The sequence below is a fragment of the Leifsonia poae genome, assembly GCF_027921845.1.
Taxonomy (GTDB): Bacteria; Actinomycetota; Actinomycetes; order Actinomycetales; family Microbacteriaceae; genus Leifsonia; species Leifsonia poae.
This window is the reverse complement of the sequence record NZ_BSEN01000006.1, coordinates 151,492-164,467: the sequence shown is the minus strand read 5'-3', so window position 1 is coordinate 164,467 and position 12,976 is coordinate 151,492. Positions and strand designations below refer to the sequence as shown.

The following is a 12,976-nucleotide window of genomic DNA, read 5'->3' as shown; positions in this document are numbered from 1 at the left end:
CTGTCACAGCGCGTGCACGAACTCGACGAGCTTGGTCAGCACCGCCGGGTCCGTCTCCGGCGGAACGCCGTGTCCGAGGTTGAGCACGTGGGCGGGGGCGTCGACGCCGCGCGCGAGCACGTCGCGCACGTGCGCCTCGAGCACCGGCCACGGCGCGGCCAGCATGGCCGGGTCGACGTTGCCCTGCAGGGGGACGACATGGCCGAGGCGGCGGCTCGCCTCATCGAGCGGGATGCGGTAGTCGACCCCGAGCACGTCCGCTCCGACCTCGTGCATGGCTTTGAGCAGTTCACCGGTGCCGACGCCGAAATGCACGATCGGAACGTTGCGGGTCTCGGGCGCCGACTCACGGGCGGTCTCGCCGTCGGCTGCGTCGCCGGAGCCGGTCGCGCTGGCCGCGGCCCGCCCCGCCACCTGGTACGTCAGGTCGCGCACGTGCGAGAGCGCGCGCATCGACGCTGGCGCGACGTGCTCGGCGTAGTCGTGCAGCGAGAGCGAACCCGCCCACGAGTCGAACAGCTGGGCGGCGCTGGCCCCCGCCAGCACCTGCGTGCGTAGGAAGGCTCCGGTGACATCCGCGGTCCAGGCCATGAGCTGCGCCCACGCCTCGGGGTCGGCGTGCATCATCGTGCGGGCGCGGATGTGGTCTTTCGAGGGGCCGCCCTCGACGAGGTAGGCGGCGAGCGTGAAGGGCGCTCCGGCGAAACCGATCAAGGGGGTGTCGCCGAGCTCGGCGGTTGTCAGCTGCACGGCCTCGATGATCGGAGCGAACGTCTCCTCAGTGAGCGAGGCGGCGTCGATCTCGGTGAGCCGGGCGACGTCGTCGGCCGTGCGCACCGGGGAGGACAGCACCGGCCCCTTGCCGGGGACGATGTCGACGTCGACGCCGGCGAGCCGCAACGGGATCACGATGTCACTGAAGAAGATGCCGGCGTCCACGCCGTGGCGACGGACCGGCTGCAGGGTGATCTCGCTGGCCAGCGCCGGATCGAGGCAGGCGTCGAGCATCCGGGTGCCGACGCGCAGCTCCCGGTACTCGGGCAGGGACCGCCCGGCCTGGCGCATGAACCAGACCGGTGTGACGTCCTGGCGCACCCCCTGGTAGGCGCGGATGAGGCGCGCCGACGCGGTGCGCGTGTTGAGCGGGTGGGAGGGGGCGAGGGTGTTCACACGGACGATTCTGTCAAAGTGCCGGGAATGAAAGCTGAGCGCTTGTCGCAGGTGCGATCCGATTCGAGGTTCCGCGGATGCAAGCGTAGGCTTTCGAGGTGCTTCTTTGCTTCTCGTCGAGCCACCGCACTGCGGACTTCGACCTTCTCGAACGGCTCGAGCGTCGCGCTCCGGCCGTGAAGGCCGCGCTCGCCGAGCACAGCGAAGTCATCAGCGGATCCGTGGTCCTCGCGACCTGCAATCGCTTCGAGGCCTACCTCGACGTCGACGAGCCGTTGACCGCCGCCGTCGCCGTCTCGGCCGAGACTGTGATCGAGGCCGTGAGCGCCGCATCCGGTGTCGACGCCGACGAGCTGCGCGCATCCAGCACGGTGATCTGCGACCAGGGCGTCGCCGAGCACCTGTTCTCGGTGTCGAGCGGGCTCGAGTCCGTCGTGGTCGGCGAAGGCGAGATCGCCGGTCAGGTGCGCCGCGCACTGGAGTCGGCCCGCACCGCCGGCACGGTCACCCACGACCTCGAACGACTCTTCCAGGGCGCCTCGCGCACGTCGCGCGGCGTGAAGAACCGCACGGGCATCACCACTGCCGGCCGGTCGCTCGTGCGCCTCGGACTCGACCTTGCCGAGAGCCGCGTCACCGACTGGGCGGCCACCCGCGTGCTCCTGGTGGGAACGGGCGCCTACGCCGGGGCGAGCCTCGCAGCGCTGCGCGACCGCGGGGTCGTCGACGTGCGGGTCTTCTCCCCGTCCGGCCGCGCGGCCAAGTTCGCGCTCTCCCACGAGATCGTGCCCGTCGAAGCGGCCGACCTCGTCGCCGCGCTCGCCGGCAGTGACCTCGTGGTCACCTGCAGCGCCGCCACCGACCCCATCCTCACCGCTGCCCAGCTCACCGAGGCGATGAGCCTCCCCGGAGCGCTCGAGCGGCGCCTGGTGATCGACCTCGGTCTGCCGCGCAACGTCGATCCGGCCGTCGCGCAGCTGCGCGGCGCCGAGCTGCTCGACCTCGAGACCATCAGTCGGCACGCCCCGCTCGAAGAGCTCAACGCCGCACAGGATGCCCGGCTGATCGTCGACGCCGCCGCCGCCGAGTTCGCTGCGCAGTCCGCCGAGCAGTCGGTGACGCCGGCGCTGATCGCGTTGCGCTCGCACGTGTTCGACGTGCTCGACGCCGAGATCGAGCGCGCACGGGCCCGCGGCGACTCCAGTGAGCAGACGGAGGCCGCGCTGCGTCACCTCGCCGGCGTGCTGCTGCACACCCCGTCGGTGCGCGCCAGGGAGCTCGCCCGCTCCGGCGGGGCGCAGAGCGTCGTCGACGCCGCGAACACGCTGTTCGGGCTCGACGTCGACGATGTCGCGGCTCCACGCCTGCGCGCGGTCGGCGACGAGTCCGCCGCATCCTGATCGCAACCGCCGCATCCTGACCACGAACCCAGGAGGAACAGTGAGCAACGGAGCTGACGAAGATCCCCACGGCGTCATCGGCCTGCCGTACGGCGCAGAAGAGTTGCGCACCGAGCGTCTCGTGCTGCGTCCGCTGAACACGGGCGACCTCGACGACGTGCACGAGTACCAGAAGCGCAAAGACGTCGTGCGCTACCTCTACTGGGAGGTGCACGACCACGAGGAGTCGGCCAAGCACCTCAAGAAGCGCATCGCGATGAACCACCTCGCCGAAGACGGCGACGGGCTCATCTACGCCGTCGAGCTGCCCGATCCCGAGGGCGGCCACGGCCGGGTCATCGGCGACATGAGCATCTTCCTGAAGAGCGCGGAGCACGGACAGGTCGAGGTCGGCTGGGTCTTCCACCCGGCCGTGCACGGGCGCGGTTACGCGACCGAAGCGGCGGAGGCGGTGCTGGCGGTCTGCTTCGGCACGCTCGGCGCCCACCGCGTGTTCGCCCAGCTCGACGCCCGCAACGAGGCGTCGGCCCGGCTCTGCGAACGGCTCGGGATGCGCCAGGAGGCGCTGCTGCGCCAGAACGAGATCTTCAAGGGCGAGTGGGGCGACACCGCGGTCTACGCGATGCTCGACAGCGAGTACCGCGCGCGCTGACTCCACCGCGCAGCCCGGCGCCGCCCGGCGCTGCCGGCCCGCGTGTCTGCCTCCCTCCCCTGCGCCCTCCTGGCGCGGCCCGCGGCCGGCCGCCATTTGCCAGTTGATGCGGCCAGCCGGGCGCCGGGACCGCATCTAATGGCAAACGACGAGCAGGGACGCGCCCCGACCCGGTCCGCATCCGGATGCGCAAGCGGCACCTGTGGCCAGCCGCCATTTGCCAGTTGATGCGGTGGGTGGGGCAGCGGGACCGCATCTAGTGGCAAACGACGAGCCAGCGCGGCGAGGCGGCGACGCGGCGACGCGGCGACGCCCGCGGACGCGGGCCCTGGACGACCTCGATAGGATTGGTTCGGCGGGCCGTCTGCCCGGAGCACAAGACATTTTGGGAGCACCATTGGCTGAACAGTCGAGACTCGATTCGGTAATCACGCTGGCGCAGCACCGCGGGTTCGTCTTCCCCTCCGGTGACATCTACGGCGGAACCCGGTCGGCCTGGGACTACGGCCCCCTCGGTGTCGAGCTGAAAGAGAACATCAAGCGCGAGTGGTGGAACACCTTCGTGCGCGGCCGCGGCGACATGGTCGGACTGGACTCGGCCGTCATCCTGCCGACGGCCGTCTGGGAGGCATCCGGGCACATCAAGGTGTTCAGCGACCCCCTCACCGAGTCGCTCATCACCCACAAGCGCTACCGCGCCGACCACCTGTTCGAGGCGTACGAGGCCGAGCACGGCCACCCGCCGGTGAACGGACTCGCCGACATCCCCGACCCTGATCACCCCGACAAGGTCGGCCAGTGGACGGAGATCCGCCAGTTCTCGGGGCTGCTCAAGACCTTCCTCGGCGTCGTCGACGACGAGTCCGGCCTGCACTACCTGCGCCCGGAGACCGCCCAGGGCATCTTCACCAACTTCGCCAACGTGCTGCAGACCTCGCGCAAAAAGCCGCCGTTCGGCATCGGCCAGATCGGCAAGGCCTTCCGCAACGAGATCACACCGGGAAACTTCATCTTCCGCACCCGCGAGTTCGAGCAGATGGAGATCGAGTTCTTCGTCGAGCCGGGCACCGACGACGAGTGGTTCGACAAGTGGATCGAGCTGTGCTGGGACTGGTTCGTCGACCTCGGAATCAACGTGGAGAACATCCGGCGTTTCGAGCACCCGAAGGACAAGCTCGCGCACTACTCGAAGCGCACCATCGACATCGAGTACAAGTTCAACTTCACCGGAAGCGAGTGGGGCGAGCTCATGGGCGTAGCCAACCGCACGGACTACGACCTCAAGACCCACATCGAGCACGCCGGCAAAGACCTGAGCTTCTTCGACCAGAACAAGAACGAGCGTTTCGTGCCGTTCGTGATCGAGCCGTCGTTCGGTCTCACCCGTGCGCTGATGGCCTTCCTGGTCGACGCCTACGACGAAGAAGAGGTGCCGAACGCCAAGGGCGGCACCGACAAGCGCACCGTGCTGCACCTCGACCCGCGCCTCGCGCCGGTCAAGGTCGCCGTGCTCCCGCTCTCGCGCAACGAACGCCTCTCGCCGCTCGCCCGCTCGCTCGCCGACAACCTGCGCAAGCGGCGCAACGTCGACTTCGACGACTCGGGCGCGATCGGCCGGCGCTACCGCCGGCAGGACGAGATCGGCACGCCGTTCTGCGTGACGGTCGACTTCGACTCGCTCGAAGACAACGCCGTCACCGTGCGCGACCGCGACACGATGCAGCAGGAGCGCATCCCCGTCGACGAGCTCGACGCCTACCTCGCCGGCCGCCTGAAGGAGCTCTAGGGCATATCGTCCCGCGACAGCCCACCGCTATGGTGGTGCCACTGTGACCGCCACCGCCTCCACCAGCACGCCGTCGACGGTTCGAGCCGCTGCGACCCGGTACGCCCGCACGGCCCCGGCCAGCATCGGGCTCGCCGTGGTCGTGATCGTCACGTCGATCGTCACGGGCACCCTCTGGCACCCGGCGACGGCATCCGGCGGTTCCCTCGTGTGGGCGGCCGGGATCTCCACGACGATCGAGCGTGGATGGTGGTGGACGCCGCTCACCGCGCTCTTCGTCCCCGAAAACGCGGTTCAGCTGGTGATCGTCGTCGTGCTGTCGCTGACCCTGCTCGCCCTGGCCGAGCGTCTGCTCGGGACGGCACGCACGATCGGCGCCTTCCTCGTCACCGGCGTGCTCGGCATCACGCTGGGCGTGCTGATCCAGTGGGGCGGCACCGCGATCGGCGAGCTGTGGGCCACGGCCACGGCGTTCGACATCACGCTCGACCCGACCATCGGGATCATCGGAGCCCTGATCACGGCGAGCGCGTTCGCCACGTCGCTCTGGCGCCGGCGCATCCGGCTGCTGACGTTCGCGGTCGTGATCATGTTCGTGCTCTACAACGGCGACCAGGACAACGGGTACCGCCTGATCGCGGCGGTACTGGGGCTCATCCTCGGCGCCGCCCTGCGGCCAGGACCCTTCCGGCTGCCGCTGCGGCGCAGCTCCCACGGCGAGACCCGCAACCTCGTCGCGTCCATCGTCGCGATCACGGGGCTCGGCCCGCTGGCGGCACTGCTGCCGCCGGGAGGGTTCGGCCCGCTCTCGTTCATCGGCCAGCTCTTCGAGCAGCGGGCGCCGGTCACGCAGTCGGTGCTCGATGCATGCGACACCAACTTCACCGCGAACTGCACCCGCGATCTCGCCGCAGCCGGTGCCACGGGTCTCGGCTCGCTCATCCTGAGCCTGCTGCCGCTCGTGCTGCTGCTGCTGGTCGCGATCGGGCTGCGCCGCGGGCGGCACTTCGCGCTCATCCTGGGTCTCGTGGTCAACGCCGGCACGATCGTGCTCGCGTTCATCGTGCTGGGCGTCGGCGACATCTTCTTCGACGTGGACTCCGTACGGGAGCGCGGCCAGTTCGTCGAGCTCGCCCTCTGGCTGCTGGCCGCCCTGCTCGTGCCCATCGGCTCCATCGTGCTGCTGCTCGCCACGCGCAGGCACTTCCAGATCCGGGCACCGCGCAGCGCTGTCGCCCGTTTCGTCTTCACCGTGGCCATCTCGTTCGCCGTGCTCGCGATCGCTTATCTCGTCGCAGGCCTGGCATCCCTCACGGAGTACGTGCCGAACGCGTCGATCGCCGACGTCTTCGCCTCCACCGGCCGCCGCTTCGTGCCCACCGGCTTCGACGCCGTACTGGGCACGGTCATCTACCCGACATCCCCGTTCGTGATCGTGCTCTACCAGTGGGTGGGGCCGGTGTTCTGGCTGATCTTCACGCTCGCCACGCTGCAGCTCTACCGCGCGACCGTGACAGGCCGGACGCCGGGAGACGAGCTGCGGTACCGGGCCCTGCTCAAGCGCGGAGGTGGCGGCACACTCGGCTTCATGGGCACCTGGCCCGGCAATGTGTACTGGTTCAGCGAAGACGGCGAGGCTGCCATCGCGTACCGGGTCATCAACGGGATCGCGATCACTATCTCCGACCCGGTCTGCGCGCCGGAGCGCGCCGAGCGCACGATCACCGAGTTCGTCGCGTTCTGCGATGTGAACAGCTGGATCCCTGTCTTCTACAGCGTGCACGGCGAGTACCTGCCGGTCTTCGACTCCCTCGGCTGGCAGCACACCTCCGTCGGCGAAGAGACGCTCCTGAACCCGCAGACCTTCGACCTCGCCGGAAAGCCCTGGCAGAAGGTGCGTCAGGCACACAATCGCGGACTCCGCGAGAACATCACCACGCTCTGGACGACCTGGGACGACCTGTCGCCGTCGGTCACGGCGCGCATCACGTCGATCAGCGAGCAGTGGGTCTCCGAGAAGGAGCTGCCCGAGATGGGCTTCACGCTCGGCGCCCTCGACGAGCTCAAAGACCCGGATGTGCGCCTGCTGCTCGCGTTCGCCCCCGACGGCACGGTGCAGGCGGTCACCAGCTGGCTCCCCAGCTACCGCGACGGCGCCGTGGTCGGCTACACGATCGACTTCATGCGCCGGGCGGACGACGCGATGCCCGGCATCATGGAGTTCCTCATCGCGACCGCCGCCCTCCGGGTGCGCGACGACGGTGTCGAGGTGCTCAGCCTGTCGGCGGCGCCGCTGGCCACGAAGCCGGCCGGCGCCGGTACGCAGGCCGATGCCTCCGAGAGCACAGGGGTCTCCGCCGAACCCGGCTCGAGCGAGGCCCTGGACACGGTGCTCGCGCTGCTCGCACGCACGCTCGAACCGGCCTATGGGTTCGCCTCGCTCTTCGCGTTCAAGAGCAAGTTCAATCCCCGGTACGAGACGATCTACCTCGCCTTTCCCGATCCGCTCGCCCTTCCGGCGATCGGCGCGGCGATCGGGCGCGCCTACCTGCCGGATGCGAGTCCCAAGGAGTACCTGGCGCTCGCGCGCACGCTCCTCCCCTGAGCGGGCGGCGCCTTCCCTGAGCGCGGCACGCGACTCCCGCCTGCCGCGCGCAGACGCCCTCGGATCTCCGGGGCGCGCGGCGTAGGTTGGTCGCATGCACGTCGACACCACGCGCACAGCGATGATCATCGGAGGCACGGGGCAGATCGGCGCGGCCGCCGCCCGTCGGCTGGCTGCGGACGGCTGGTCCGTGCTCATCGCGCATCGCGGCAAGCACCCGGGGGACGCGGCGCTCACCGACCTCGACGTCACCACCATCCGGCTCGACCGTGACGACACCGAGAGCCTGCTCGCCCGGGCCCGCGGCCACGACCTCGTGCTCGACACCGTCGCGTACGAGCCCCGGCATGCCGACCAGCTCGCCCGGCTCGCGGGCGAGGTCGGGTCCGTCGTCGTCATCTCGACGGGCTCGGTCTACACCGGGACCGACGGCGGGTACCTCGACGTGGTGACGGGTCCGCATGACTTCCCGCAGTATCCGGTGCCGCTCCGCGAGACCGACCCCACCGTCGACAACAGCGAGACCACCTACTCGCCGCTGAAGGCCGCCATGGAACGCCGGCTGCTCGAGACGGACGACCTGCCGGTGAGCATCCTGAGACCGGGCGCTATCCACGGCCCCTTCAGCCCGGCGCTGCGCGAGTGGTACTTCATCAAGCGCGCGCTGGACCACCGGCACCAGATCGTGCTGTCGGACAACGGCACCAACCGCTTCAGCACCTCCGCCACCGTGAACATCGCCGAGCTCGTGGCCCTCTGCGCGAACAAGCCGGGGCGCCGCGTGCTCAACGCCGTCGACGAGGACGATCTGAGCGTGGCCGAGATCGCCCGCACGATCTTCGAGATCATGGAGCGCGACGTGGAGGTCGTGGTGTACCCGGGGCCGCCCCTCGAAGACCTGGGCTCAACGCCCTGGTCGGTCGCGCATCCGCTGCTGCTGAGCATGGCGGGCGCGCGGGTCGAGCTGGGCTACCGGCAGCCGGCGAGCTACGCGGACGCGGTGGCGGATGCGGTCGACTGGACCGTGCGCGAGGTGGCTGCGGCGGAGCGGCGCGAGGAGGGCTGGGAGGTGGTCTTCCCGTCGATGGCGGAGCGCGCTGCTGCCGACAAGTGGTTCGACTACGCGACCGAGGATGCGTTCCTGAAGGAGCGCCTGCATCGCCACTGAGCGCACTCTTCGCTGCGCCACAATGGGGGCATGGACGCGGTGGAGCTCTATCAGTCGGCCGACGGTACTGTCACGCTCGATGTGAAGACCGATGGCGACACTGTCTGGCTGACCCAGGCGCAGATGTCGACCCTATTCGGCCGCGACAGGACTGTCATCGTCAGGCATATCGCTAACGCTGAACGCGAGGAACTAGCCGGCGTCCGAACTCGTGCAAAATATGCACAGGTTCAAATCGAAGGTGATCGCAGCGTTCACCGTGACGTCGAGCACTACAACCTCGACGTCGTCATCTCGGTCGGCTACCGCGTGAAATCGCAGCAGGGAGTCCAGTTCCGACACTGGGCCAATGACGTCCTCCGTCGCTACCTCGTGCATGGTGTCGCGACCAATGAGGCTCGACTGCGCGAGATCGGCGCGATGGTCCAGTTGCTCGAGCGGTCCACCGACGACACCGTCGCGGGCATCGCCGAGGTTCTCGGCCGCGAACTCGTCAACCCGAAGATGCTCGCTGCCGTCACGTTGATGACCGCCATGTCCAGACCGGATGAGAAGGACTCGATGATCCGTCTGATCGGGAACGTGATCGCGGCCAGCTAGAAGACGTACTCCAGCAGGTCGAGGCCGACGGTGCGCATCCCGTCGATCACCGCGAGGCGGGTCGGCAGCGTCGCATCGTCGAAGTACATCGAGACCGCGTAGGTCACGCCGGCACGCGGGCCGCGCAGCACGCCGACCTCGCTGCGCACGCCGGCATCCGTGCCCGTCTTGTTGACGACCAGGATGCCGTGCTCGGCCGAGCGGTGGGAGTGCGGATCGAGGCCGAAGGCGCTCGAGACGAGCGAGAAGTCGCTGTTCAGCGACAGCCAGGAGATCACGCGCTGGCTGGTGGGCGGGTCGACGACCTCGCCGCGGGCGAGGGCTGAGAACAGCCAGGTCAGTTCGTTCGCGCTGCCGATCGAGAGCTGCGGGGCGTCATCCGGACCGCGATGATCGCGCACGAGGTCGAGCAGCGCGGTGCGGGTGAGCCCGAGCGCCTCGGTGCGCGCGCTGACGGCCTCGAGGCCGACGCGGCGCAGCAGCACGTTCGTCGCGAGGTTGTCGCTGGTCGCCCCGACCAGGGCGGCGAGGTCGGCCACCGGGAGCGAGGGGACCTGCAGGTGCTGCCAGATGCCCGAGTCCCCCACCGCGTCCTCCGGCGAACGGTCGATGAGGGCGAGCGGACTGAGCTGCCCGGTCTGCAGTCGCGCGGCCACCTCGACGAGCAGCAGCACCTTGCCGATGCTCGCCGTCGGCATCACGACGTGGTCGTCGACCGAGAACAGCACCGTGCCGGTCGCCAGGTCGGTCGCGCGAGCGGAGACCTGCACGCCGTTGAGCGCCAACTGGCCCAGCGTGGCGAATCCGCGGCTGAAGTTCTCGCTCGGATCGCTGCCGCGATGGCGGCCACGACGGCCGGCGGTATGCCGGCTGCGGCGTTCGGATTCCTGGGTCTGGATCGTCACGGCGTGGGTTGGTCCTTCATCGGGGTCTGGTGCATCCGGGTGCGGCACCCCCCGGCTCCGCGTGGTTCCGACCCGGTGATCGCAGTCGGCACAACACGGTCGATGTTACCCCCGTGGGAGGGGTGCGTGCGCCCCCTCCCACGAGGTCGTGCCGGCGTCACCAGATGGTCACGCGCTCCTCGGGCGAAAGCCACAGCGTGTCGCCCTCCGACACCTCGAACGTCTCGTAGAACGCGTCGATGTTGCGGACGATCTGGTTGCAGCGGAACTCGTTCGGCGAGTGGGGGTCGATCGCCAGCAGGCGGATGACCTCCTCGTCGCGGCCCTTCTGCTGCCAGGCCTGCGCCCACGACAGGAAGAAGCGCTGTGCACCGGTGAGGCCGTCGATCACGGGCGGCTCCTCGCCGTTCAGCGAGATGCGGTACGCCTTCCAGGCGATGCCGAGCCCGCCCAGGTCGCCGATGTTCTCGCCGATGGTGAGAGCGCCGTTCACGTGGTGGTCGGGCACCTGCGCGGGAGCGAGCGCGTTGTACTGCTCGATCAGGCTGCCGGTGCGCTTCTCGAAGGCTTCGCGGTCGGCCCCGGTCCACCAGTCCTGCAGACGGCCGTCGCCGTCGTACTTGGAGCCCTGGTCGTCGAAGCCGTGGCCGATCTCGTGACCGATGACCGCGCCGATCGCGCCGTAGTTCGCCGCGTCGTCGCGTGTCGCGTCGAAGAACGGGAACTGCAGGATGGCGGCCGGGAACACGATCTCGTTGAAACCGGGGTTGTAGTACGCGTTGATCGTCTGCGGCGTCATGAACCACTCGTCGCGGTCGAGCGGCGTGCCGATCTTGCCGAGTTCGCGGTTGAACTCGAAGGTGCTCGTGCGCCGGACGTTGCCGACCAGGTCGGCCGGGTCGATCTCCAGGCTGGAGTAGTCGCGCCACTTCACGGGGTAGCCGATCTTGGGCGTGAACTTCTCGAGCTTGTCGAGTGCGCGGTTGCGGGTGTCCTCGCCCATCCACTCCAGCACCCGGATGCTCTGCCGGTACGCCTCGATCAGGTTGGCGACCAGCACATCCATGCTCTCTTTCGACGCCGGCGGGAAGTGCCGGTCGACGTAGATGCGCCCGACGGCTTCGCCCATCGCGCCCTCGACGAGCGAGACGCCGCGCTTCCAGCGGGCCCGCATCTCCGGCGTGCCGGTGAGGGTGCGGCCGTAGAAGTCGAAGTTCGCCTCGACGAAGTCGCCGCTCAGGTAGGGCGCCGCGCCGTGGATGATCTGCCACGCGAGCCAGTCCTTCCAGCTCTCGAGGCGGTCGTCGGTGAGCAGCTCGGCGAGTCCGGCGGTGAACGACGGCTGCCGGAGGACGAGCTCGGCGAGCGCACCCTCAGGAGCGCCGAGGGCCTTCTCCCACACCGTGAGGTCCGCGTCACCGGTCGCGGCGCCTGAGAACAGGGCCGCGGCATCGTCCCAGCTGTAGAGGTTGTAGGTCTTCTCGGAGTCGCGGGACTTCACGTTGTCCCAGTGGTGCGACGCGATCGCCTTCTCGAGGTCGAAGACCCGCTGCGCGCGCTCGGGGGCGTCGTCGAAGCCGGCCAGCTCGAACATCCGCTGGATGTGGGCGACGAACGCCTCGCGGATCGGCGCGAAGGTCTCTTCGCGGAAGTAGGACTCGTCGGGAAGCGAGATGCCGGCCTGCTCGGCGAAGACGAGGTACCGCTCGGGGTTGCCCGGGTCGTTGTCGACGAAGAGCTGGTAGAAGCCGGCCAGGCCGTGGCGTTCGAGCTTTCCGATGGCCTCGAGCAGGCCGGGGACGCTGTCCACGTCGCTCGCGAGCGCCAGCTGCGCCTGGATGGGCGTGGTGCCGAGCTGCTCGATGCGCTCCTCGTCCATGAAGCTCGCGAACAGGTCGCCGAACTTGCGCTCCTCGGTGCCCTCCTGAGCATCCTGCGCCTCGGCGATGATGTCGCGCACGGCCGACTCGGCCTCTTCGGCGAGGATCATGAACGACCCCCACCTGGCCTTGTCGCCGGGGATCTCGGTGCGGTCGATCCACTTGCCGTTCACGTGCCGGAAGAGGTCGTCCTGCGGGCGCACGGCGGGGTCGAGTTCGGACGTTTCGATGCCGGAGCTGACGCCGGCGCTGGTGACGGAATCGGTCATTCCGCCAGCCTACGGGGTGCGTCGGCGGGGGTGGAACGGCATCGACGCCGGGCGCGGACGCTAGCGGCGAACAGGCTCCGATGCGGCCGCCGGCCGAGCGGCGGGCCGCTGACCCCGGGCCGCTCCCGCACGCCCGACGGACCGCAGATGCCCGGCAGAGCGCAGCCGCTTCGCCGAGTTGAGGAACAGAACGGCGAGAACGGCCTCGACGAGGATCGATACGAATCCGGATGCGCTCCCGAATCCGGCGAACGACAGCACGAGGTTGACCAGCGCGACCAGGCCGTACGCGAGGCCGAGCACGCCGCTGAGAGCGGGACGCGCGGTCATCCGCCACCACGGCCGGCGCGGAGCGACCGGCTCCCCCGCACCCCGGAACACGCGCGTGGCGGCGTACCAGCCGGCGAGCTGCAGCACCGAGAGCACGATCGAACCGATCTCCGAGCCCATCGCGTTCAGGACGAGCGTGAGCACGAGGTCGACGGCGAGCAGGATCGCGACGACGATCGCCTTCTCGCGGACGGTGACGAAGCGCATGCTG

Annotated in this window: 10 protein-coding genes; 6 read left to right on the top strand and 4 right to left on the bottom strand. The window is 69.3% G+C overall.

From position 1 onward, the window contains the following. Window positions 1-3: 3 nt before the first annotated feature. Window positions 4-1,170 carry a uroporphyrinogen decarboxylase gene (locus PKE84_RS07775; RefSeq protein WP_271176663.1) on the bottom strand — a complete coding sequence of 389 codons (1,167 nt, stop codon included), beginning with the start codon at window positions 1,168-1,170 and terminating at the stop codon, window positions 4-6. 98 nt (window positions 1,171-1,268) lie between these two features. On the opposite strand from PKE84_RS07775, the gene PKE84_RS07770 reads away from it, so the two are divergent. From PKE84_RS07770 to PKE84_RS07745, 6 genes are all read left to right on the top strand, one after another. Continuing rightward, window positions 1,269-2,570 carry a glutamyl-tRNA reductase gene (locus tag PKE84_RS07770; RefSeq protein ID WP_271176662.1) on the top strand — a complete coding sequence of 434 codons (1,302 nt, stop codon included), beginning with the start codon at window positions 1,269-1,271 and terminating at the stop codon, window positions 2,568-2,570. Window positions 2,571-2,610: 40 nt separating this feature from the next. Beyond that, the gene (locus PKE84_RS07765) at window positions 2,611-3,222 is read left to right on the top strand and encodes a GNAT family N-acetyltransferase (RefSeq protein ID WP_271176661.1); all 612 of its coding nucleotides are present in this window, start codon (window positions 2,611-2,613) and stop codon (window positions 3,220-3,222) included. A 397-nt stretch (window positions 3,223-3,619) separates the two neighbouring features. After that, window positions 3,620-5,008: a glycine--tRNA ligase gene (locus PKE84_RS07760; protein ID WP_271176660.1), complete on the top strand. Its 1,389-nt coding sequence runs from the start codon at window positions 3,620-3,622 to the stop codon at window positions 5,006-5,008. Between the two features lie 43 nt (window positions 5,009-5,051). Then, window positions 5,052-7,613 carry a bifunctional lysylphosphatidylglycerol flippase/synthetase MprF gene (locus PKE84_RS07755; protein ID WP_271176659.1) on the top strand — a complete coding sequence of 854 codons (2,562 nt, stop codon included), beginning with the start codon at window positions 5,052-5,054 and terminating at the stop codon, window positions 7,611-7,613. A 94-nt stretch (window positions 7,614-7,707) separates the two neighbouring features. Continuing rightward, complete coding sequence (locus tag PKE84_RS07750; RefSeq protein ID WP_271176658.1) at window positions 7,708-8,781, top strand: NAD-dependent epimerase/dehydratase family protein; 1,074 nt, start codon at window positions 7,708-7,710, stop codon at window positions 8,779-8,781. A 30-nt stretch (window positions 8,782-8,811) separates the two neighbouring features. After that, window positions 8,812-9,381 (top strand): virulence RhuM family protein, encoded by a 570-nt coding sequence (locus PKE84_RS07745; protein WP_271176657.1) that lies wholly within the window; start codon window positions 8,812-8,814, stop codon window positions 9,379-9,381. Here PKE84_RS07745 and PKE84_RS07740 read toward each other — a convergent pair. The 3 genes from PKE84_RS07740 to PKE84_RS07730 form a co-directional block, all read right to left on the bottom strand. Further along, on the bottom strand, window positions 9,378-10,286 hold the full coding sequence (locus PKE84_RS07740; protein WP_271176656.1) for a serine hydrolase: 909 nt from the start codon (window positions 10,284-10,286) through the stop codon (window positions 9,378-9,380). The two genes, PKE84_RS07745 and PKE84_RS07740, sit on opposite strands and share 4 nt — an antisense overlap. A gap of 157 nt (window positions 10,287-10,443) precedes the next feature. After that, window positions 10,444-12,435, bottom strand: coding sequence for a M13 family metallopeptidase (locus PKE84_RS07735; protein ID WP_271176655.1), 1,992 nt, complete (start codon window positions 12,433-12,435; stop codon window positions 10,444-10,446). Window positions 12,436-12,495: 60 nt separating this feature from the next. Beyond that, on the bottom strand, window positions 12,496-12,972 hold the full coding sequence (locus PKE84_RS07730; RefSeq protein ID WP_271176654.1) for a hypothetical protein: 477 nt from the start codon (window positions 12,970-12,972) through the stop codon (window positions 12,496-12,498). Window positions 12,973-12,976 lie beyond the last annotated feature (4 nt).